We start from the raw sequence: 21285 nt of genomic DNA, 5'->3' as shown, positions 1-21285 counted from the left end.
AGGCCACCCGTCGCACTTCCCCCTGAAAATCGAGACCCGATGGGAGGGACACGTACGCCGTGTTCGACCTGCTCTCGAGGTATGACGACAAAATCCTCGACGCCTTCTGGGTGACCATCAAACTGACCGTCTTCTCCGCGGTCGGCGCGCTGATCCTGGGCACTATCGTCGCTGCGCTGCGCGTGTCCCCAGTACCGATCGCTCGCGCGGTCGGCACCGCCTACGTCACCATCTTCCGCAACACTCCGCTCACCCTGATCATCCTGTTCATGTCCCTCGGCCTGTACACCACGATGGGCTGGCACCTCGCCGGCGATGGCCCGAACTCGGTGGCGGACAACAACTTCCGTTACGCAATTCTCGGATTCAGCATCTACACAGGCGCTTTCGTCTGTGAGTCGCTGCGGTCCGGCATCAACACGGTGGCCATGGGCCAGTCGGAGGCGGGTCGCTCGCTCGGCCTGACCTTCACCCAGAATCTGCGACTCATCGTGCTGCCGCAGGCATTTCGCACCGTGATCGCCCCGCTGGGCAGTGTGCTGATCGCGCTGACCAAGAACACCACGATCGCCTCCGCGATCGGTGTCGTCGAAGCCGCCAGCCTCATGGCGGAAGTCAACGAGAACGAGGCAGCTGTCGTCGCCGTCGGTGCCATCTTCGCACTCGGCTTCGTCATCCTGACCCTGCCGACCGGGCTGCTCTTCGGCTGGCTCGCCAAACGATACGAGGTGGCCCGATGACTGCCGCGCCTTCGGTTCTCTTCGATGCGCCCGGGCCTAAGGGACGCATTCGGCACCATATCTACTCGGTGATCGTCGTCGTCGCGGTGGCGGCGTTCCTCTGGGTGCTCTACAACGGGTTCGCCGACCAGGGTCAGTTCACCTCGGCCAAATGGAAGCCGTTCACCGATCTCGAGGTCTGGCAGACCTACCTACTGCCCGGCCTGAAGGGCACCGTCGTCGCCGCGCTGCTGTCGATCGTGTTCGCGCTGCTGATCGGCATGGTCTTCGGCATCCTGCGACTGTCCGAGCACCGGGTGGTGCGCTGGGTGTCGGGAGCGATCGTCGAGGTGGCGCGTGCCATCCCGGTGCTGATCCTGATGATCTTCCTGTTCGCGCTGTTCTCGAAGAAGGCCCTGTTCGCGGTCGAAGATCTGGCTCTGGCCGCCGTCGTTATCGCGCTGACGATCTACAACGGTTCGGTTATCGCCGAAATCGTTCGTGCGGGCATCCGTTCGCTGCCGAAGGGGCAGACCGAGGCGGCCGTCGCGCTCGGCATGCGGAAGAACCAGCTGATGCGGTTGATCCTGCTGCCGCAGGCGATCACCGCCATGCTGCCAGCGCTGGTCTCGCAGATGGTTGTCGCGCTGAAGGATTCGGCGCTCGGCTACCAGATCACCTACACCGAGATCGTGCGCTCCGGCCAGCAACTCGGTGCGGCAGAACAGAACACCGTTCCGTCGCTGATCGTGATCGCCATCATCATGATCATCTTGAACTACGCGCTGACGTTCCTGGCGACCAAGCTCGAGCAGCGGTTGCGGGCACGTAAGAAGAGCAGGGGCGCCGTGCTCACGACGGACTCGATCCTGACCGATGCCGCGCCCGGGATGGATCTCACCGGCAAGAAGTAGCAGTCCCGACCTCGAAGCAACACCCTCGACGGTGCGCTGGATGCGGTAACCCGCTCCAGCGCACCGTCTTTCGTATGCCCGCAGCGGGTCTCATTGCTGCCCAACGCCTTCGACACATCGCGCCTACCTGCGGATTCGAGTCGGTCGGAAGAAAATCCGAAATTGATGGAACCGATCGGGTCCGCACCGCGTCGAAGAATATAGACAGGCCAAGTTTGGGAGGGGACGCAATGGGGAGATCCGGCTGAGCGGCATCCGCCGGCACATCACGAACGACAGTGCGATGACGCCACCGCGCCACTACTGATCGATCGCATAGTTTTCACTCGGGCCGCAGGTGCTCGAACCGATCGCTGATCATGGGGGTATTTGGCGACTCGAAAAACTGTCTATCAAGCGATGTCTTTTCGTATCAAAAGAGGGAACACACATGACATTTCACAAATCACTGTGGCACAAGGTTGCCGGCGCCAATGCCGGTGCCCTGCTCATCGGCACCGCACTGATCAGCCTTCCGCTCGCCTTCGCCGCCCCGGCAAACGCTTTCCCGGACGATTGCGAAGACTACGTCTTCCAGGGCAGCAAGGGGACGACCGCGATCTGCACCGGCGGGTCCGGCTTCTACCGAGCGTCCGCCTGGTGCGAAGACGAGAACGGCAAGCGAACTGAACGTTTCGGCATTTGGGTCGACGTCGACAACCCGCACGCCAATGGCAACGAGCGGGTCGGATCGCAGGCGTGGTGCTGGGGGCAGGAACGCGCCACCTCTTCCGGAATCACCAAGAAGAACTAATACCGCAATTCTTTGAATAGGAAATTCGATGAAAATAGCACGCTATCTCGCCGCGGCTTCGATCGCTGCGGCATCCTTCTTCGCTCCGATTGCTCTTGCCCAAACCGCACAGGCCGCAGAATGGCCCAGCGACTGCACCGATGAACCCACAATCACCACCGGGACCGGGTTTTGCCACGGTGGCGGCGGTTGGTACAAGGTTTCGGTCTGGTGCGACATGTTCGACGGCGGCCCACTGATCATGAGGGAAGCCGGAACCTGGCAAAAGGGTGGGTCCAGTTCCCTTTCGATCGCATACTGCCCACCCGGCGGACAAGCGGTACACACGGGTATGGCCTACCGCAGTAGCGACAACTAGCAGTTTCGCGACGCTATCCGAGTGTCCGCTGTTTACGTAGGGGGAAATAGCGGACACCGGCGGCGATGGTGCGCTGGATGCGGCGATCCGCTCCAGCGCACCGCTGTTCGTGGCGAGAAGGCGATCTAGCGCGGGACGGGGAGATCGGGGGCGGGTGGGTGTCGGTGGGGGCGGCTAGCATCGCGGGGGTGCGGGTTGGGCGAGGGTTTCTGGGGGTGCTGGCGGTTTTTGTGCTGCTTGCTGTGGGGGTGGGGACGGCTTGGGAGCAGCAGCCGCGTGGGTATCGGGGGGTGGGGGCGGCGGGGGATGTTTTCAGTGCGGAGCGGGCGGTTCAGGTGGTGCGGGAGATTGCGCAGCGGCCGCATCCGGTGGGGACGGTCGAGCATGATCGGGTTCGGGATCATCTGGTCGGTGAGTTGCGGGGGTTGGGGGTCGATACCGAGGTTCAGGAGGGGGTCGGGCGGTATCCGGGGTCGCTCCGGCGGGATGTGGTGGGGATGGCGCGGGTGGCGAACATCGTTGCCCGGATACCCGGGACGGACTCGACGGGGACGGTTTTCCTGACGGCGCACTATGATTCCGTCGCTTCGGGTCCCGGCGCGAACGACGACGGGGTCGGGGTGGCGGCCGTGCTGGAGGCGGTCCGGGCGCTGCGGGCCGGCGGTAGCGCACTGCGCAATGACGTGGTGGTGCTGTTGACCGATGCGGAGGAGACGGGGCTGCTCGGGGCGGAGGCGTTCGTCGCGTCGGGCAAGTACGGCCGGGGCAACGGGGTGGTCGTCAACCACGAGGCGCGCGGGGCGGGCGGGCCGGTGCTGTTGTGGCGCACCACTCATCCCGACGGTGCGCTGGTCGATGCGGTCCGCAAGGTCGCGCCCTATCCGAACACGGACTCGTTGACCACGACGCTGGCGGGCGCACAGACCGGGAGCAATACCGACTTCGCCTCGTTCGAGCCGGGCGGCCTGCGGGTGCTCGACTGGGCCTACGCCGGCCGTAGCGCCTACTACCACAACATCTTCGACGACCCGGCGCACGTGGATCTGGCGACGGTGCAGCAGATGGGCGACAACAGTCTCGCGCTGGTCAAGGAGTTCGCCGGTAAGGACCTCCGGGTCGAGGACGACGCCGACCGGTCGTTCTTCCAGCTTCCGTTCGGTCTGCTGGTGGTGCTGCCGTTCTGGGTGATCATGGCGCTCGCGGCGGCCACCGTCCTCGCCGTCGCGTGGCTCGTCCGGCGGCTCCGGCGGGCCGGAGAGACCAGCCTGCGGAAGATATTCGGCGCCGCCGCAACGGCTTTGGTCGCCGCGCCGCTGGCAACAGGCGCGGTGTACGGGCTGTGGGAAGTGGTGAAGATGATCCGGCCGGAATATCGGCCGCTGTTCGTCGATCCCTATCGACCCGAGTTCTACTACGTGTCGATCCTCGTGCTGTCCGCCGCGGTTCTCCTGGCTTGGTACGCGATCGCCCGACGGCTGTTCGGCGCCGCGGCCACCATGGTCGGGCTGCTGTGCTGCCTGGCGGTATCGGGCGGGGTCCTCGCGATCGTCGCGCCCGCCACCGCGCACGTGCTGGTCGTGCCCACCGCGGGCGCGATGGCCGGGGTGGCCGCCACCTTCGTGGTGCCCGAGCGATGGCGCCTGCCGGTGCTGACCGTCTTCCTGCTACCGGCGGCGGTATTCCTCGGCAGCGCAACCTGGCCCGCGTTGCAGACCGGCATCACCACCGCCCCGTTCCTGGTCGCGCCCGCGGTGGTGCTGCTCGGCGGGCTCTTGCTGCTGACTCTGCCCCAGGCGTGGCCGGATCGGCGCGGCTGGGCGATTCCGTCGACCGCATTCGTCGTCGCCGTCGTATTGGCCGCCGCGGGCCTGGCGGTAGATCGTTTCGACGACCAGCATCCGCTGACCGCTCAGCTCGTGTACGCACTCGACGCGGACCACAACGAGGCCCGGTGGCTGTCGCGGAACTCCCCCGATCGGTGGACCCGCAACTTCGTCAGCGAGGGCGCACCGAGCCGGCCGTTCGCTCAGCTCTGGCCGACCACCGTCGCCAGCGGTCCCGCGGACGTCGCGAAACTCTCGCCGCCGACTGCCGAAATACTCTCGGACACAACCGAATCCGGACAGCGCACGCTACGTCTGCGCCTTCGCACCACGCGCGCCGCCACGAGCATCGCCCTGCGCTACGAGGCGGCACCGACCGCCCTGCGGGTGGCCGGTCGCGACCTGACCCCGGTGCCGAAAACGGGCTTCCAGTTCTACGCCCCCGCACCCGACGGCGTCGACGTGCAACTGGTCGCGCCGGCCGGACCCCTGTCGCTACAACTGGTCGACTACACCTGGCTCCCCGATTCCGGCATCGAGTCCTATCGAAATCCCCCGGGCGACATCTACTTCCGGCAGGACAGCGCGGGCGCGGTCTTCGTCTCCATTCCGGGGCTGTGAGATTTCGGGCCCCTATTCGTCCAGCTCGCTCAGCACCTGCAAGATCAAACCCCTTGCCTCCCTGCCGTATACGGCCGCACCCTTGAGCACCTCGAACATGCGGGCATACAGCGCGCACTCGGCCGGCTGGGTGACCTGGATACCCGCGGTCGGTGTCTCGAGCGCGACCATCGCGTCGTCGAAGATCCAGAATCCGGTGGAACCGACCGCCTCACGTTCGGTCATGAGCGGAATGATGCCGAGCGAGATGTTCGGCATCGACATCAACTCCAGCAGCCGGCCCAGTTGTCCCGCTTGCACTTCCGCCGTGCCGAACCAGGTGCGCAGCGCCTGCTCCTCGAGCACGGCGACGAACCGCTTGCCGCCACGGTGCAGCACACGCTGCCGATCCATGCGGACGGCGACGGCTTCCTCGAGATCGTTGGGCGTTTCGAGAAAGCGGATCCAGAACGACAGCATGGCCGCCGTGTACTCGGCCGTCTGGAAAAGGCCGGGGATGACGTTGTGCTCGTAGATGCGGAACACCTTCGTCGCCTGGTACCGCTCGGGTGTGTGCGCGCCGAGCACGCGCTTCATGCCCGCCCGGCTCTGCCGCCGGTATTCGAGATAGGCCGAGTCGACCGCGCGCAGGGTCGCCACCAGATCGAGTTCCTGATCGACGGCGGCACAGACCCGGCACCAGGCGCTGATATCGCGATCGGTCGGGAACTGCACGCCGTTCTCGATCTTGGACACTCGAGTGAAATGCTGGCCGGTCTCCGCGCCGAGCTGACGGATGGTGATGCCGGCGGCTTTGCGGATATCCCGCAGCCGGTTGCCCAGGGCCCGCCGGGCCTCCTGCGCGGAACTAGCTGGGCCGGTAGTCACGGTGCGGGATGGACAGCCGCCACACGGCCTCGAAGGCGTTGCGGCACAGCTGAATATCGTGCGGATCGACGGAGGTGACCTGGTCGGTGGCCACGCCGCTGCCCGCGTAGTGTAGGAAGATCACGAGCCGGTTGTCGAGCAGGTAGAAGTCGTTGCCCGGCATGGCGACCGAGGACGTCCGGCGCCGGGGCACCCAGCGAATATCCTCGCCAGCCTCGACCATAGGTGCGGCGATGCTGTGCGACCAGCGCTGATAGTCGCTCAGCGGTTCGGACACGACCCTGGCCCGGCGCACCGAGCGGCCCGCCGCGACGTGGTCGCGAACCGTTGCGCACCAGCCTTGTAACCACGCCAGGTCGTCGGGTTCACCGGCGGTCCACTGCGCGATATGCGGCAGCTCGGCCGCCGTGCTGTAGGTGTCCCGAGTCTCCAGATGCACTGACTCCACTACGAACTCGCCCAGTAATCGCTCGAACTCTTCATAGGCTATCGATGCCACGGTCTCCCTTCCTGAAGAACTGAATCATTCGGTCCGGGATCTCCACGCAGGTTTCGCCTTGCGGAATATTCATGTGGGCAAGAGCCTCGGGGTCGGTGACTACCCATCCCTGGACGATCCACGAATCTCGGTCGGTGCGGTACACCGTGGGCGAACCGTTCGGATTCGAGCCCGGATCTTCGCCGATAAAAGTCAGACGCATCGTTGACCCCTTGTCCTGGGATGTTGCGAACTGTTGCCCCGAGCCCGTCGATTGTCACGCTGCGCCGGACCGCCGGTCAAGCGCCGGTTTGCTGGTCAATTGATCGAATAAGCGTGTGGTGCAGGGAAATCCGGGCAGGTTCCAGCCAGGAACCTGCCGTGGCTAATGTCGCAACTTTTCGCAACATGCTGTCCATCCGGCACCGGCCACTTCTAACCTCGGAGGTTGCACGTGAGACAGGAACCGAGGAGAGGGCAACTGGGGATGTGGGGACGGCCTACGGCGATCGGGTACCTGCGCCGCGATGTGTCGGGGGTGTCGCAGGTCTGGGACGAGACGCAGATTCGCAGTGTGGCAAAGAGACTCGGATATGAGCTGGCCAAGATCGTGGTGTTCGGCGCACAGACCGAGCAGCCGGTGCAGCAGCTGCTGAACGCGATCGAGCGGGTGACCGCGGATGCCGTCGTCATGCCGAATCTCGCGCATCTCGGGGACGAGTTGGATCGGGTGGTGCGCGTGTGCGACGTGATCACAGTGAATCCGGAGAACACCTACGCGCGCTGGGTTCTGCCGGTAGACCGGTGGCCCGCACCCGGCACCGCGGAAAGGGCAAGACCCCTCGACGAAACCGGCGGCGACCAGCACCCGGACGGGCTCGAACGCCTGGACTGACGTCAAGCGGGCTGGTCACGACGTTCGGGTCGCGACCCGGCGAAACCGACGTCGCCGCCCCACCCAGACCCGCGACATGCCTTTCCTTGACCGGCGTCCAAGAACGCTCGCCGCACCCGAAGCCCTCGCCGGCGCTTCGGCACTCCTGCCCCCGGGGCCCGGCTCTCGCGGCGCACCAGCGCGTTGTTGAAGCGGTTGCCCTCGGTGCGGGCTCAGGTGTCGACAAACATCGAACTGACCGAGACCGACGGTGGGCAAGAATCCGTGAGCGGTGTCGGTCGCGACACCATGTGGGGCGTATTGCGCGGCCCGGACGGTGAATTCGATCCGCCAATGCCCTGGCCGCACGGCAGGTGCTGCGCCTTCCGCTGGATCGGCCCGGTCGTGCGCTGGCTCGCTTCCGCACTCCGACGCTGCTGTGTGTCTGCGACAACGACGGGGCCGCACCGGCGAAGGCCATGCGCGAGGCCTGGCACATGTGCACTTGCAGAACTACCCGTGCGATCACTTCGACATCTACGTGGGCGAACGCTTCGAACACGCCGGCCGCGGACTCCTCGGCGCGGGTGTACACCGTGCTCACCAACCGGCCCAGTTGCTCCAATTTCTCGACCAGCCACAACAGCCGATCAGCCAGCTCCGAATCCAGAATGTCGCCGTAGGCGGCCATCGAGTCGGCCAGGACCGCGTCCAGGACCGCGATCAACACCAAGCCGGCCAAATCTGGCTCGGATCGAGAACCTGACGTCACCCGGAGCCGATCGGGCGGGTCTGCTCTCGAACGCGGCCGGAGCTCCAGCGCCGGCGGCTCCGGGCAATGCGTGCAGCACAGCTCTCAGAATGCGAGCTGCGGGTCGCTATGGGTTGCTTCTGTGGTGGTACCGCCTGGTCACTGCGATCGCGGCGACAATCCAGGTGATGTCACCAAGATTGCCGGGATTCGATCGAGGGGCGATGCGGTACCGCGGAATACGTTGATCAGGGAAAATGCCCAAGACGGTGATGAGGGTGGTCATCACGACGAAATAGGTATCGGCTTGCGGGATGGCAGAGAACTTGCTCAGTCCTGTTCCAGATCCGACGTGTCGAACTCGGCTTGGGCCAGTTCGGTTTTGACCACGGTGAAGGCCGTCGATTGGCTGTATCCGCGGCGGGCGAGCATGCCGACCAGCCGGCGGATCGTCTTCTCGCGGTCGAGTCCGGACGGGATGCTGCGGAGTTTGCGGCGGACGAGTTCGCGGGCGCGGGATTCCTCGTCGTCGGAGCTGATGGCGTCGAGGGCGGCGTCGGCGTCGGATTGGGCCACGCCCTTGCGGCGTAGTTCCTGGGCGAGCGCCTGTTTTCCCTTGCCGGAGAAGGTGTGCCGAGCGTGTACCCATTCCTCGGCGAAGGCGGCGTCGTTGATCAGGCCGACCTCGGTGAGCCGGTCGAGAGCGCGGTCGGTGATCTCGGTGCTGTAGCCCTTGGTCGCCAAGCGCTGAGCGAGTTCGGCCCGGCTGCGGGCGCGGACGGCGAGCAGGCGAAGACATGCCTCCTTCGCCTGCTCGACCGTCCCGCCTGGCGGGGTGAGCTCCGTGGAGCGGCTACCCCGCTCGGATCCGGCCGCCACCGGATCCGCCCATCGGCCTTCGGCATGTTCGGAATCAGCCGACTGGGAGTCTCTGCGCCGGGACGACTTTCGTCGTCCGCGGCCGGACCCAGTCGAACGCGCCCGCTGCGGATCGGACGCGCTCGACCGAGTTCCCAACGTGTCCGATTCGGCCGAACCACCTTCGGCCGACCGGACTCGTCCGGGGTCCTGTTCGCCGGGCCAAGATCCGAGTGGATCGGTGGAGGCACCAGAGGCGGACAGGAGTTCATGAAGCCGACGGCGCATCTCCTGCACCGGCTCGGACCGCGACTCATCGGGCGCGGTCCGGCGCGGCTGGGGCGAGCGTCGGCCGTTCATCGGATCAGAAATCGGCGGGTACCTCGGTGCCCGCGTCCGCGGTCACGTCGGCGCCGATGCCGAGCTTCTCCTTGATCTTCTTCTCGATCTCGTCGCGAATGTCGGTGTTCTCCAGCAGGAACTTGCGGGCGTTCTCCTTGCCCTGGCCGAGCTGGTCGCCCTCGTAGGTGTACCAGGAGCCGGACTTGCGCACGAAGCCGTGCTCGACACCCATGTCGATGAGCGAGCCCTCCTTGGAGATGCCCTGGCCGTAGAGGATGTCGAACTCGGCCTGCTTGAACGGCGGGCTGACCTTGTTCTTCACCACCTTCACCCGGGTACGGTTGCCGACCGCGTCGGTGCCGTCCTTGAGCGTTTCGATGCGGCGCACGTCGAGGCGGACCGAGGCGTAGAACTTCAACGCCTTACCGCCCGTGGTGGTTTCGGGGGAACCGAACATCACGCCGATCTTCTCGCGCAGCTGGTTGATGAAGATGGCGGTGGTGTTGGAGTTGCTCAACGCACCGGTCATCTTGCGCAGCGCCTGGCTCATCAGGCGAGCCTGCAGGCCGACATGGCTGTCACCCATCTCGCCCTCGATCTCGGCACGCGGCACCAGCGCGGCCACCGAGTCGATGACGATGATGTCGATGGCGCCGGAACGCACCAGCATGTCGGCGATTTCGAGCGCCTGCTCACCGGTATCCGGCTGCGAGACGAGCAGCGCGTCGGTGTCGACGCCCAGCTTCTTGGCGTAATCCGGGTCGAGGGCGTGCTCGGCGTCGATGAACGCGGCGACGCCGCCGGCGGCCTGGGCGTTGGCCACCGCGTGCAGCGCGACCGTGGTCTTACCCGAGGATTCCGGGCCGTAGACCTCGACGATGCGGCCGCGCGGCAGGCCGCCGATGCCGAGCGCGACATCCAGCGAGATGGAACCGGTCGGGATCACCGCGAGGGGCTGACGTACCTCATCACCGAGACGCATGACCGCGCCCTTGCCGAAGTTCTTCTCGACCTGAGCAAGTGCGAGTTCGAGAGCCTTGTCGCGGTCGTACGCCTGTGGTGCCATGTCCTGATCCCCTTTTCGACGGGTAAGTCTCTTCTGTGGTTGGCGCCAACATTAGAGGGCGGCACCGACAAGTTCTGACGGCAAGATTAGACGAACAAATGTTCGAGTCAAGCGACGCGCCCGGGAACCAGCGATTCGGGCAGCGGGCCGGACTCGGGTGGTGCCGACGGCCGGCGGTGGGTCGCGAGTCAGGTTAGCCGGTGCCCGGCGCGTTACCCGGGTACGGACGAAATCAGGGAGCGGCCCGGGTCAGTGCACGGGCGCTACCCGGTCGCTGTCGAGCAGCGTCTGCGCCTGCTTGAGCACGCGCAACGAGGGGGTCACCTCGAAATCGGTGATGCCGTCCAGGGCGCCGAGACGTTCGGTGATGTAGCGATAGAGGTGGGGCGTGTCGCGGCAGAGCACCGACGCCATCAGGTTGGTCGGACCGGTGGTCGCGGCGACGAACACGATCTCGGGGTGCGTCGCCATCGCCCGGCCCACCGCGTCCAGATCGGCCGGGCGGACCCGCAGCCACAGCGCCCCGCGAACGCTGTATCCCATGCGTTCGACCGCGAAGTCGAGGTCGAAATACAGCACGCCGGACTGGGTCAGCTCGGCCATCCGGCGCGCGACTCGCGGTGGGGTCCAACCGGTTTCCGCGGCGATCTGCGCGTACGGCGCGCGGCCGTCACGGCCGAGCAGCACCAGCATCGCCTCGTCCTCGGGGGTCAGATCCATCGGCGCCTCCGGTCCGGCGGGCTCCAGCCGGGAGCGGCGATCCAACGCGCAACCCGAACGCGCCGGGCCCAGTTCGCGCAGTTGCTCCTCGGTGAAGAGGTGGCTGAAGCGCGGCCAGTCCTCGTCGGCTTCGAAGCGGTGCATCACCTCGTGCGCGGTCACCTCGCGCACCTGACTGGCTCGCGGCAAGGTGTGCAGCAGCAGCGCGTCGCGGCGTTCGAGCGAGCGCGGCCGGCTGACGCAGGTCACCTCGGAGCCGGTGGACAGCAGCGTGACCCAGCTCAAATCCGGGAACCTGGCCAATGATTCGGCCAACCGCAGCGCCTTGTCCGGGGTCGATTTGATCCGCAGAATCCAGCGCGCGTGCCCGAGCGGGACCGCGTTCACCTGACCGGAGACATGCATGACGCCGCGCTGGCGCAGCGAACGGTAGCGCCGCGCGACGGTCTGCTCGGAGACGTCGAGGACGGCGCCGAGCTTGGCGAACGGAACCCGGGCGTCCTGCACCAGCGCGTGCAGGATCTGCCGGTCCAGAACGTCCAGAAAGGAGGATTCCGTAGGATCATCGCGCGACATAGGAGGAATCTAACGCAGCAGCCCGTCCGGCTAGGGCGATACATTCGATTGCCGCACGCTTGGCGTCGATATCGTTCGATTCCGCCGTGGAGGCACCTGTGAAGAAATGGCTCCCCCTGTTCGCCGCGTGTCTCGGCACGCTGATGCTGCTCATCGACGTCACCATCGTGAACGTCGCGTTGCCCGACATCGCGGTCGACCTGCACGCCGGGTTGTCCAGCCTGCAATGGGTGGTGGACGGGTACGCGCTGGCCTTGGCGGCGCTGCTGCTCGTGCTCGGCTCGCTCGCCGACCGGGTCGGCGCGAAACGCGCCTACCTTGCCGGGCTGGTCCTGTTCGCGCTCGCCTCGCTCGGTTGCGGGATGGCCGGCACCTCATCGAATCTCATTGCGGCGCGGGTACTTCAGGGCATCGGCGGCGCGGCCATGTTCGCGACCACGCTGTCGCTGCTGCATTCGACCTACACCGGACGCGACCGCGGCATCGCGTTCGGCGTCTGGGGTGCGGTGTCCGGTGCGGCGGCGGGCATCGGGGTGGTGCTCGGCGGCGTACTGACCGAGGCACTGTCCTGGCGGTGGATCTTCTTCGTCAACCTGCCGATCGCGGTGCTGGCAATCGCGTTGACCGCCAGCGTGTTTCCGGCGTCGGTGCGGCGGGCGGACAAGGCCGTCGATGTGCCCGGCATGCTCGCCTTCGCCACCGCGGCCACCGCGCTCACCTACGGCGTCATCCGTGGGGGCGAGCAGGGCTGGTCGGATGGCCGTGCGGTGACCGCGCTGGTCCTGGGCGCCGCCGCGACAGTGATCTTCGCGGCCGTCGAGAATCGCCGCACCGCACCGATGTTCCCGCTGGCGCTGCTGCGCAATCGCGACTTCGGCGCGACGCTGCTCGGGGCGAGCGGGCAGACGTTCGCGGCGTTCGCCTGCACTCCCCTGGTTTCGCTGTGGTTGCAGCAGCAGTTGCGGATGACGCCGCTGCACGCCGGTTTGGCCCTGCTGCCGATGGCCGCGACGGCGTTCGTGGTCGCCGGGGTATTCGGCCGGCTGGCGCACGACGTCGCACCGAAGTGGACCATCGGCGCCGGGCTGGTGGTGGTCGGCCTCGGCACGGGGCTGCTGACCCTGATCGATGCCGGATCATCCTGGACCGCACTGGTTCCCGGACTCGTGGTGATCGGCGCGGGCATCGGCATCAACGCGCCCGCGCTCGTGTCGGTCGGCATGGCCGCGGTGCCGCCGCAGCAGGGTGGCACCGCGGCGGGTGCGGTGAATACGGCACGACAGCTCGGTCTCGCCCTCGGAGTCGCGGTGCTGGGCACGGTATTTCGCGGCGTATCCGGCGCCGACCAGCCGATGACATTGCCGCACTTCGTCTCCGGTCTCGACGCCGCCTTCACCGTCGCCGCACTCGTCGGCATCGTCTTCGGATCAACCGCCTTCGCCCTACTCCACCACCGCCGCCCCACCACAGCACCGCACAACGCCGAGCAAAAAGTCCCCGCAGCCTGACCTGCACGCCCCTGGCTGCCCCTGGCGACGCCGCGCATCAATTCTCCCCACGCACACATATCCGCCAGCAAATCGTGCGCGCCAAGATAATTGATGCGCGACTGGGCACTGGGCGCGGCCGACTGGTAGGTCTGTCGCAGTACGCCGCCCGGCTCCCCGGTGCACAGCGGCTCACTATGGTGTGGCACCCGCCTGGAGCGGCACAGATCGTGGTCAGTGGGGCGGGACATGACGGCGGCTCTATTTGCGGTTTGCCGCCGTCATGTCCCGTTCGTAGCGCATGATCGACTGCTTGCCCTCGAGCCGGTCGTCGTGTGCGCGGGGAATGATTACTGCTGGGGCAGGAGCGAGTCGTCGCCTGGTTCGCGGGGGCCGTGGATGCGGCGGGCGGATTCGGGGATGCGGACGTCGTTGATGCTGGCTTCGCGGCGCGACATCAGGCCTTTCGGGGTGAATTCCCATTGTTCGTTGCCGTAGCTGCGCCACCATTGGCCGGATTCGTCGTGCCATTCGTATTGGAAGCGCACGGCGATGCGGTTGCCCTCGAAGGCCCAGAGGTCTTTGCGGAGGGCGTAGCCGTTCTCCGAAGCCCATTTGCGGGTGAGGAATTCGACGATGGCGGCGCGGCCGGTGAAGAACTCATCACGGTTACGCCACACCGAGTCCTCGGTGTAGGCGGCGGCGACCTTCTCCGGATCGCGTGTGTTCCAGGCGTTTTCGGCGGCGAGCACCTTCACCTTGGCGGATTCGAGATCGAATGGTGGCACTGGAGGTCGCACGGACGACTCCTCTTCTCTGCTGATTCAGGGATTGACGGGGGACAGTTCGGGCGGGCCCCAGCGCAGTGGGCCCGCGCCGGCGCGTTCGACCACCTCGGTGACGGTGAAGTCGATCGAGCATTGCGCACCGGTGGTGAAAGTTTCCGGCGCCCAGGTCAACTCGGCGGTGCCGGTGAGCTGAAGGGTGCCGCCGGTGGTCCAGTCCGGGACGAGGATGCCGCAGCGCGGGTTCACCTCGATGTTCCCAAGGGTCATGAACATCGAGTTTCCTCGGTAGTCCGGCCAGCGCAGGTGGGTCGGCGAAAGCACCTGCAGGAAGCCGGGATTGCCGCCGCGATGCGAGGCGTCGGCATTGCCCTCGGCGTCGGCGGTGGCGACGAAGAACGCGTCGGCCGCGGTGATCGCCGCCTGCTGTCGCGCGTCGAGTTCGGTGCCGCGCAGCGGCAGCGGCGGCTCGTCCTCCGGGTGGTAGGACTCGACGTGCCTGCGGGTGATGTACTTCGGGCAGTTCGCGTAGACCTGTTCGGTGGCGATGCGCAGACCGCCGCCCACGGCCGTCGCGGAGCCGTTGACCCGCATCCGCCTGCGGCGCTGCGGTTGCAGCGCGATCATGCCGACCCGGGCCGGACGAGTCAGCACCTCTCGCAACGGATCTCCCGCCGTGGGGCGCGCGTCGACGGCGATGGTGTCCGCGTCGACGGCGTGCACGAAGCCCGGCGGCCCGACCAGTTCGCTGGCCCACAGCCGGCCGGCGTCGTCGGCGGCGGCGATCACCAGCATCGGCTGCTCGGCCAGGAAAGACGCGGCGACGGCCGGGATGTCGGCGCGGATCGACCGGCCGACCCGGTCGGCGATCTCCGTCTGCCCCATCCGCTGCTGGACGGCGAGTTCACCGGAATGGAAGGGCGGCATCGCAATACTCCTGTCGGGCGAATGAACCGTTCAACGATGCTGCGGCTCAGAAAAATCCGCAGGTCGGCGCCTCGCCGCTGGGCGCGGGCGCGGACTCGGCGCCGCTCGGCGCGTAGACCTCGAGCCGGATGCCGTCGGGGTCGGTGAAGAAGATGCCGCCGGACGCGGCGCCCTCACCGTGCGCGACGACACCGTCATGCAGGATCCGCACCGAGTGCTCGCGCAGCACCGCCTCGACCGCGCGCACCTGATCGATGGAGTCGACTTGGAACGAAAGATGGTGCAGGCCGGGCGTTTCGACGGAGAACGCGCCCGTGCTCTGCTGCCACAGCGTCAACGAAAGCCGTCCGCCCGCGCCGAGGAACGCCCATTTCCGCTCGCCGTCGGCACTCGCGCCGAGCTGCTCGAAACCCAGTGCGCGACGGTAGAAGTCGACCGAACGCTCCAGGTCGGAGACGTTCAGGCCAATGTGCCCGGTGGCGAGCTGGGGTGCGGCGACCGTGGTCATATGATCCTCCTCGACAGGTGAAACCGTCTTCAACGGTTTTACTGGTTAGACGATAACCAGCACCGGACGCCGTCGTCAACCTGTAAACTGATTTACAGAGGTTAGAACCACGCCTGTTGCCCCGACCACCAGAAGGAGCTGGATACCCTCAGTCATGCACGATCCACGCCCCCACCTCGGCGAACCGCTGTCACTCGACCTGCTGGACACGCGGTGGAACCAGCACGGACAGCCACAGGACCTGCTCACCGATGTGACCGGTCTCGGCATCTGGCTGGCCTCGGCGGGGCTGGCCGACCGCGCGACCGCCGACGAGGCAACCCTCGCCGCGGTCCTGACCGCGCGCACGGCCATCTACGACGTGGTGCAGAGCTCTGCACACAGAGCCTTGAACGAGGTGCTGGAGCACGGACGAATCCGGCGCACCCTCACCGGCGCCGGCCCCGAGAACGTCATCGACGTCCCCGACACCACCTGGCTGCCCGCCTGGCTGGCGGCCGACAACCTGCTCCACCTGCTGGCCGAAGCGCCGGACCGCATCCGCCAGTGCGCACACCCCGACTGCGTGCTGTTCTTCTACGACACCTCGAAAAACGGCACCCGCCGCTGGCATTCGATGGCCACCTGCGGCAACCGCACCAAGGCAGCCCGGCACTACGCCAAGAAGCCTTGAGCCTCAGAACAATTCGTCGAGCAGGCGGTAGTACTCCAGGCGACCGGGATCCGGTTCGGGGAGACCGTAGGCGGTGTAGAAGGCGGTCACCTCGGTCTCGCCGAAATCGTCGCGCAGGTCACGCACGGCAAGGGCCAGGTCGCGGTAGCGGTCGGCGACGCCGAGGGCGCCGACATCGAGCAGGATCGAGCCTTCGAGCACGTTCGGCGGGGTGAAGTCGCCGTGCGCCACGACCAGGTCCTCATGGTCGGGGCGCTCGGTAACCAGTTGCGCCAGCACGTCTTCCGGGCCGCGGTCCCGGTTTTCCCGGTCGAAGTCGTCGACGTCGACCAGGCCTTCGATCACCTGGCGGCGCGCCTGCGCCAGCACGACGTCGAGCCGTCCGTCGAACGGGCATTCGGCGACCGGAATGCTGTGCAACCGGCGCAGCAGCTCACCCATCACCGTGCCGACCGATGTCGCGCCCGGCCCCGCGTCGTCCCGGGCGGCCAGGCTCGACACACCCGCGTCGGCCAGCACCAGCACGTCACCGTCGAACACGAGGATCTCCGGCAGCCGAATTCCCCGGTCGCGCAACCAGTTCAAGCGATCGTGCTCCGCGACGGCCTTCGGCCCCCGTTTGACCCAGAACGCCTCGTTGACGAATGCGACGCCGCCGCTTTGCCCTTCGTGCTCGTCCGACCAGGTCGGCTCCGTCCCGAGCAGCGCGGCGGCCTTCGGCGGCAACGGGATCGGCAGCGCTGCCAGCCCCTGGAGCGCGACCCGAGTGGATTCGATCTGCTCGGGATCGCCTTCGGCCGTGCGCAGGTCGAGCGCCTCGCGCAGCAGCGTGTGCGCTTCGGTCAGCCGATCCTGTTCGGCCAGCGCCTTGCCGAGATGTTGCACGGCGAACGACAGCACGTCCGGCGCGGCTACGCGCGCGTGCTCGACGGCGCGGCGGTAGAGCGTCTCGGCGGTGAAGGCGTCGCCCCGATAGCGGTAGACGTCGCCGAGGTTGATCCAGACCGTGATCCGGCGTTCCTCGGTGTCCACCAGTTCCAGCGCCCGGTCCAGCAGATCGAGGGCCTGGTCGTAGCGGCCGAGCAGCATCGCCTCGATCCCGGTCTGCCGGTATCCGGCGAAGTCGACCGGCGCGGCCCTGGCCAGCCGCGCGGCCAGCCGTTGCGGGTCGACCGGGATCATCCGCTCGCGCTCGTCGAACCGGTACAGCGGACCGTCGCGATCCACCGCCTGCCCCGGCACGCTCACCACCGTCCTCGCGGCACGTCGAACTCCGAGCAGAGCGCCCGCCACACGTCGCGCGGATCGACCCCCGCTTCGATAGCCTCGGATCCCGTCCGCCCCAACGACGGGATCACGTGATCGGCCAGCAGGGCATCTCCCCGCGCCGACCCGAATTCGGTATGCAACAGCTCCTGGAACTCCGTCAATCGCACCGTGCCCAACATACCCGCGCTCCGCCGCCACCCCCACCGGCCCCGCTACTCGTCGACCCTGGCCGCGCGGAGCAGCGACTGCACGACTTCCCAGCTGTTCCACCGAATCGGGGTGCCCTGCGCGGCGTAATGCCCGGCGGCGCTCTCCAGTCGGCTCAGCAGCGCCTCGAGATACTCAGGTATCGAATGGTTGTCCCAATCAGCGGGTGGACCGTCCGCTCAGTCATCGAGCAAGGCGCGGACCGTCGCGGCCAGCCGCTCCTCTTGCCGGACGGCCGGGGCCGACGGGCAGCCGGGGACGCCGCAGTCCTCGTCCGGATCCCCGTCACCGCGGACGTCGTGTTCGAATTCGTAGTGGAAACACACATAGTGCATGTGCTCGAAGACGTCGTAATGACTGCGGTTCACCCGGACAGGTCGACCGCAGCGACAACACTCGGGGTCGGCCACTATCCCGCCCGGACCGTGTCGAGGACCTGGCGGCAGAGCTGGATCGGGTCGGCGACTTCGGTGACGGTGGCGGCCGCTTGTTTCGCGGCTGCGGCGAAGGTGGGGGTGGCGAGGATTTCCAGGACCGCAGCGCGGACCGCGGCGGGGGTCAGCGGGCGGACGAGCAGTGAGCTGCCTTGCCGGACCGCACGATTGGCGAGTTCCCATTGGTCGCCGCCGCCGGGAACGGTGACGATCGGGACCGCTGCGGAGAGGGACTTGGCGAGCAGGCCGTGGCCGCCGCCGCCGACCACTACCGCGGCGTGGGTGAGGAGTTCGTCCTGACGGCCCAGACCTGCTGTGGCCCAAGGGGGTAGGTCGGCGGGCGGCGGGTCGAGGGTCGAGATGGCCACGCGGACATCGGCTCCCGCGAGGCCGTCCAGGACCGTCTCGACCATGCCGGCCACGCCGGTGTGGGCGGTGGACGGGGCGACCATCACCAAGGGTGCGTCGCCCGGCGGGGGCGCCAGGATCGAGTCGGTCGGTTCCCAGAAGAGGGGACCGATGACGTGGGCGTTGTCCGGCCAGTCGGGCCGCGGCACCTCCAGGGCGGGGAGGGTGGCGATCAGGCGGGCGGCGGGGCCGGGGTCGGTGGCGGGCAGGCCGATGCCCACACGCGCGTGTTCGCGCTGACGCAGTCCGGTGCGGATGGCGCGCGCGGTCATGGTGCGCAACACGCCGTCGCGCATCCGGCCGCGCAGCCCCGCGCCGGGGGCGAGGCCACTCCCGATGGGCGGCAAGGCTTTCGACGGCAGATAGAGCGGATGCGGGGACAGCTCGACCCAGGGCACGCCGAGGCGTTCCGCGGCCAGGCCGCCGCCCGCGGTGAGCACATCGGAGACCACCAGTTCCGGCAGCATGGCGCCGAGGTCGGGCATGATCTCGGTGGAGATGTGCGCGGCGCGTTCGTGGATGCGCTGGCCGGCGTCGGTGTCGTCGTCGGCGGGGCGGGGCGCCAGGCCCTTCAGGCGGCGCACGCCGATGCCCGCGTCGCGCGCGGCCTCGAACCAGCGCGGGGCGGTGAACAGCACCGGCTCGTCACCGGCGGCCAGGAAACGCAAGCACAACGCGATGGCGGGAAACGCATGTCCCGGATCGGGTCCCGCGACTACGGCTACTCGCATCCGCATAGCGTGCCACACCGCCCGGCGGCTCGATCACACCCACGTCCCGCGTCTTCACCTGCTCGTCAGCGGAACTTCACGTGACCTCCGGCCCGCACCGCGATATGGTCTAGACCAATCATCGCCAGAGAGGGAGCGGATCGTGCGGGTGTCCACGGTGGACGAATTGATGGTGCTGCTGGCCGACGGCGAGGACGTCTGGGACATGCCGGACCGCAGCGGCGATCCGGTCGACATCCTCGACCACGACCGGCAGTGCGCGGAACTGCTGCGGCAGCGGTATCCGCGGGATGAAGAGTTGCAGGTCGCCGGGCTGGTGCACGACATCGGCCACCAGCTCGTGCCCGGCGACGACGCGGGGCACGGCAGGCACGGCGCGGACGCGATCCGCGAGCTGCTCGGCGCGCGCGTGGCGCGCTTGGTCGAGCTGCACGTGGTCGCGAAACGCTATCTGGCAGCGACGGATTCGGCGCACACCGAAGGTCTGTCCGCGTCCAGCCGACGCACCTTGACCGCGCAGGGCGGCCCGATGAACGCCACCGAGATCGCCGAGTTCGAAGCCGATCCGGAGTTCGACGCCGCCGTCGCCCTGCGCCGCGCCGACGATGCGGGCAAGGTGGTAGGACTCACCGTCGCGTCCCTCGACTCCTGGCTTCCGGTCATCCGGCGCGTCGCCGCTCAGCGACCGCTCGACCGAGATCATCGGGAATTGGTGCAGGAATAATCCGAGCGGCCTACCGGTTCCCTATTGCCGCGAGTCGCGAGCGTAGTTGAGCGACAACGTGTCTCGCTGAGGAGCCCCGTAGGCCTAGCCGCTGAAGTAGTAGAGCTCGAAACCGACGGCTCGCTCGGCGGGGAAGCCTTCGATCGGCCCGGTCCCGCGGTCCACGATGGCGCGCACCTGGTCTTCCACCGGCTCAGCGCTGAGCACCTCGAGGTAGCGACGATGTTCGGCCAGGGAAGCCCTCGCCTGATCGATGTGCGCGCTGACGTCGACGGCGTGAGTTACCTTGGGGCCCACCACCGCTGCCCACCTCGGCGACCACGGCACGTCGGTCAGCTCAGGGAAGATCCACTCGTTCCCGGCGTCGGAAATGGCGTCCAGCGCGGCGCGGCCGACGGCACGATGGTCGGCGCTATTGGCGAAACCGGGAGCCCAGGTGTCACCGAAATTGAAGAGCACCACCAGTTCTGGTTGATGGCGGCGGATCGCGGCGGCCAGATCACGGCGCAGTGCCAACGATTCCTCGACCCGGCCATCCGGGTAGCCGAGGAACTCGACCTGTTGCACGCCAACGGCTTTGGCGGAGGCGATCTCCTCCCCCTCGCGCACCGGCCCGGATTCCGCGGGCGGCAGTCCGGCGATCCCGGCCTCACCGCTGGTGACCAGGACGTACCGAAGGTCCTTGCCCTGTCCCGTCCACCGCGCCACCGCCGCAGCGGCACCGTATTCGATGTCGTCGGGGTGCGCGACGATCACGATTCCGCGCTGCCAATCCTCCGGCACCTGCTCCACTGTCCCGCCTCTCCGCGTATTCAGGCCAGACTCGAGTGCACGACTGCCGCGTTGGCGGCCGCCGGTCTGGAGTCTGGTGAGCCAGCTCGTACCCGGCGAGTTACCCATGTACGAACGAAATCAGTTGTCCCGATCAACATAGAAGGGGCCGTGCGCTGTCCCCGCATCGGGGAGCGCACGGCCCCGTGCCGGACGGTTCGCGACTTCGCTCGCGCCTCCCGGTGGCATCCCGGCCACACCTGGATCCGTCCGTCGACCGCCCGCACGGCCGCGCAGCGCTTACCCGGCGCGCGCCGGCCGCTCCACGGGCGGAAGCTACAGCTTGCTGACCGAGTTGTCCGAGCCCGACACCGCCTTGTACAGCAGGTACAGCCCGAACACGATGGCGCTGATCACCAGGATCGGGAACAGGCCCTTGATCAGCGCACCGATGATGGCCAACGCGATCCAGGCGACCGCGACGATACCGATAATCTTCCACAACATGTGCCAGCCTCCGAGTGGTCTGAGCGAACCGTCTCCCACGATCCGACAGGTTCCACTCTGACAGCTGAGCGACGGTAAATCACCAGGTCAGCAA

At 67.3% G+C, this 21285-nt stretch carries 24 protein-coding genes; 9 read left to right on the top strand and 15 right to left on the bottom strand.

Annotated elements, in window-relative coordinates; translation table 11 throughout:
- Positions 1-59: 59 nt before the first annotated feature.
- The 5 genes from ACFYO1_RS07185 to ACFYO1_RS07165 all read left to right on the top strand — a co-directional run bounded on the left by ACFYO1_RS07185 (position 60) and on the right by ACFYO1_RS07165 (position 5228).
- Positions 60-740 (top strand): amino acid ABC transporter permease, encoded by a 681-nt coding sequence (locus ACFYO1_RS07185; RefSeq protein ID WP_387228012.1) that lies wholly within the window; start codon positions 60-62, stop codon positions 738-740.
- A complete protein-coding gene (locus ACFYO1_RS07180; RefSeq protein WP_387228010.1) occupies positions 737-1633 on the top strand; it encodes an amino acid ABC transporter permease in 897 nt (298 codons plus the stop codon). The genes ACFYO1_RS07185 and ACFYO1_RS07180 overlap by 4 nt, the downstream gene beginning before the upstream one ends.
- Before the next feature lie 430 nt (positions 1634-2063).
- Complete coding sequence (locus ACFYO1_RS07175) at positions 2064-2426, top strand: hypothetical protein (RefSeq protein ID WP_387228008.1); 363 nt, start codon at positions 2064-2066, stop codon at positions 2424-2426.
- 28 nt (positions 2427-2454) lie between these two features.
- The gene (locus ACFYO1_RS07170; RefSeq protein ID WP_387228005.1) at positions 2455-2784 is read left to right on the top strand and encodes a hypothetical protein; all 330 of its coding nucleotides are present in this window, start codon (positions 2455-2457) and stop codon (positions 2782-2784) included.
- Positions 2785-3122: 338 nt separating this feature from the next.
- Positions 3123-5228, top strand: coding sequence for a M20/M25/M40 family metallo-hydrolase (locus tag ACFYO1_RS07165; RefSeq protein WP_387228003.1), 2106 nt, complete (start codon positions 3123-3125; stop codon positions 5226-5228).
- A gap of 12 nt (positions 5229-5240) precedes the next feature.
- Here ACFYO1_RS07165 and ACFYO1_RS07160 read toward each other — a convergent pair whose 3' ends face one another.
- Genes ACFYO1_RS07160 through ACFYO1_RS07150 form a run of 3 tightly spaced genes read right to left on the bottom strand, consistent with a single transcriptional unit; the run spans position 5241 to position 6796 of the window.
- Entirely contained in the window at positions 5241-6095 is an 855-nt protein-coding gene (locus ACFYO1_RS07160; protein ID WP_387228001.1) for a helix-turn-helix domain-containing protein, read from the bottom strand.
- Positions 6076-6543, bottom strand: a complete 468-nt coding sequence (locus ACFYO1_RS07155; RefSeq protein ID WP_387227999.1) for a DUF6879 family protein — start codon at positions 6541-6543, stop codon at positions 6076-6078. The genes ACFYO1_RS07160 and ACFYO1_RS07155 overlap by 20 nt, the downstream gene beginning before the upstream one ends.
- Before the next feature lie 31 nt (positions 6544-6574).
- Complete coding sequence (locus ACFYO1_RS07150; protein ID WP_135232271.1) at positions 6575-6796, bottom strand: hypothetical protein; 222 nt, start codon at positions 6794-6796, stop codon at positions 6575-6577.
- A 351-nt stretch (positions 6797-7147) separates the two neighbouring features.
- Here ACFYO1_RS07150 and ACFYO1_RS07145 point away from each other — a divergent pair, with 351 nt between their 5' ends.
- Positions 7148-7468 carry a hypothetical protein gene (locus ACFYO1_RS07145; RefSeq protein WP_387227997.1) on the top strand — a complete coding sequence of 107 codons (321 nt, stop codon included), beginning with the start codon at positions 7148-7150 and terminating at the stop codon, positions 7466-7468.
- A 1060-nt stretch (positions 7469-8528) separates the two neighbouring features.
- On the opposite strand, the gene recX is transcribed toward ACFYO1_RS07145, so the two are convergent.
- The 3 genes from recX to ACFYO1_RS07130 form a co-directional block, all read right to left on the bottom strand.
- Positions 8529-9077 (bottom strand): recombination regulator RecX, encoded by a 549-nt coding sequence (gene recX / locus ACFYO1_RS07140; RefSeq protein ID WP_387227995.1) that lies wholly within the window; start codon positions 9075-9077, stop codon positions 8529-8531.
- Between the two features lie 343 nt (positions 9078-9420).
- Positions 9421-10464: a recombinase RecA gene (recA, locus tag ACFYO1_RS07135; RefSeq protein ID WP_378725856.1), complete on the bottom strand. Its 1044-nt coding sequence runs from the start codon at positions 10462-10464 to the stop codon at positions 9421-9423.
- Positions 10465-10713: 249 nt separating this feature from the next.
- The gene (locus tag ACFYO1_RS07130) at positions 10714-11760 is read right to left on the bottom strand and encodes an Lrp/AsnC family transcriptional regulator (protein ID WP_387227992.1); all 1047 of its coding nucleotides are present in this window, start codon (positions 11758-11760) and stop codon (positions 10714-10716) included.
- A 98-nt stretch (positions 11761-11858) separates the two neighbouring features.
- On the opposite strand from ACFYO1_RS07130, the gene ACFYO1_RS07125 reads away from it, so the two are divergent.
- Positions 11859-13268 carry an MFS transporter gene (locus ACFYO1_RS07125; RefSeq protein WP_387227990.1) on the top strand — a complete coding sequence of 470 codons (1410 nt, stop codon included), beginning with the start codon at positions 11859-11861 and terminating at the stop codon, positions 13266-13268.
- 329 nt (positions 13269-13597) lie between these two features.
- Here ACFYO1_RS07125 and ACFYO1_RS07120 read toward each other — a convergent pair whose 3' ends face one another.
- From ACFYO1_RS07120 to ACFYO1_RS07110, 3 genes are read right to left on the bottom strand one after another with little or no spacing between them, the layout of a single operon-like run.
- Positions 13598-14047, bottom strand: a complete 450-nt coding sequence (locus ACFYO1_RS07120; protein ID WP_387227988.1) for a nuclear transport factor 2 family protein — start codon at positions 14045-14047, stop codon at positions 13598-13600.
- A 24-nt stretch (positions 14048-14071) separates the two neighbouring features.
- Complete coding sequence (locus tag ACFYO1_RS07115; protein ID WP_387227986.1) at positions 14072-14959, bottom strand: pyridoxamine 5'-phosphate oxidase family protein; 888 nt, start codon at positions 14957-14959, stop codon at positions 14072-14074.
- Between the two features lie 46 nt (positions 14960-15005).
- On the bottom strand, positions 15006-15467 hold the full coding sequence (locus ACFYO1_RS07110; protein ID WP_387227984.1) for a VOC family protein: 462 nt from the start codon (positions 15465-15467) through the stop codon (positions 15006-15008).
- Positions 15468-15621: 154 nt separating this feature from the next.
- Between ACFYO1_RS07110 and ACFYO1_RS07105 the strand changes: the two genes are divergently transcribed.
- Positions 15622-16140 carry a CGNR zinc finger domain-containing protein gene (locus ACFYO1_RS07105; protein ID WP_387227982.1) on the top strand — a complete coding sequence of 173 codons (519 nt, stop codon included), beginning with the start codon at positions 15622-15624 and terminating at the stop codon, positions 16138-16140.
- A gap of 3 nt (positions 16141-16143) precedes the next feature.
- Here ACFYO1_RS07105 and ACFYO1_RS07100 read toward each other — a convergent pair whose 3' ends face one another.
- The 4 genes from ACFYO1_RS07100 to ACFYO1_RS07085 all read right to left on the bottom strand — a co-directional run bounded on the left by ACFYO1_RS07100 (position 16144) and on the right by ACFYO1_RS07085 (position 19189).
- Complete coding sequence (locus ACFYO1_RS07100; RefSeq protein ID WP_387227980.1) at positions 16144-17388, bottom strand: phosphotransferase; 1245 nt, start codon at positions 17386-17388, stop codon at positions 16144-16146.
- Positions 17385-17576 (bottom strand): DUF3046 domain-containing protein, encoded by a 192-nt coding sequence (locus tag ACFYO1_RS07095; RefSeq protein WP_387227977.1) that lies wholly within the window; start codon positions 17574-17576, stop codon positions 17385-17387. Before ACFYO1_RS07095 ends, ACFYO1_RS07100 begins: the two co-directional genes overlap by 4 nt.
- Before the next feature lie 219 nt (positions 17577-17795).
- A complete protein-coding gene (locus tag ACFYO1_RS07090) occupies positions 17796-17984 on the bottom strand; it encodes a hypothetical protein (protein ID WP_387227976.1) in 189 nt (62 codons plus the stop codon).
- Between the two features lie 41 nt (positions 17985-18025).
- The gene (locus tag ACFYO1_RS07085; RefSeq protein WP_387227974.1) at positions 18026-19189 is read right to left on the bottom strand and encodes a glycosyltransferase; all 1164 of its coding nucleotides are present in this window, start codon (positions 19187-19189) and stop codon (positions 18026-18028) included.
- A 142-nt stretch (positions 19190-19331) separates the two neighbouring features.
- Here ACFYO1_RS07085 and ACFYO1_RS07080 point away from each other — a divergent pair, with 142 nt between their 5' ends.
- Complete coding sequence (locus ACFYO1_RS07080) at positions 19332-19913, top strand: HD domain-containing protein (RefSeq protein WP_387227972.1); 582 nt, start codon at positions 19332-19334, stop codon at positions 19911-19913.
- A gap of 84 nt (positions 19914-19997) precedes the next feature.
- Here the strand turns inward: ACFYO1_RS07080 and ACFYO1_RS07075 are convergent, their stop codons facing one another.
- Positions 19998-20705, bottom strand: coding sequence for a PIG-L deacetylase family protein (locus ACFYO1_RS07075; protein WP_387227970.1), 708 nt, complete (start codon positions 20703-20705; stop codon positions 19998-20000).
- Between the two features lie 315 nt (positions 20706-21020).
- A complete protein-coding gene (locus ACFYO1_RS07070) occupies positions 21021-21191 on the bottom strand; it encodes a hypothetical protein (RefSeq protein ID WP_191094238.1) in 171 nt (56 codons plus the stop codon).
- Positions 21192-21285 lie beyond the last annotated feature (94 nt).

The organism is Nocardia sp. NPDC006044 (assembly GCF_042871115.1).
In the GTDB taxonomy this organism is placed as follows: Bacteria; Actinomycetota; Actinomycetes; order Mycobacteriales; family Mycobacteriaceae; genus Nocardia.
The sequence above is the reverse complement of the archived record's forward strand: the minus strand, read 5'-3'. Positions and strand labels throughout refer to the sequence as shown.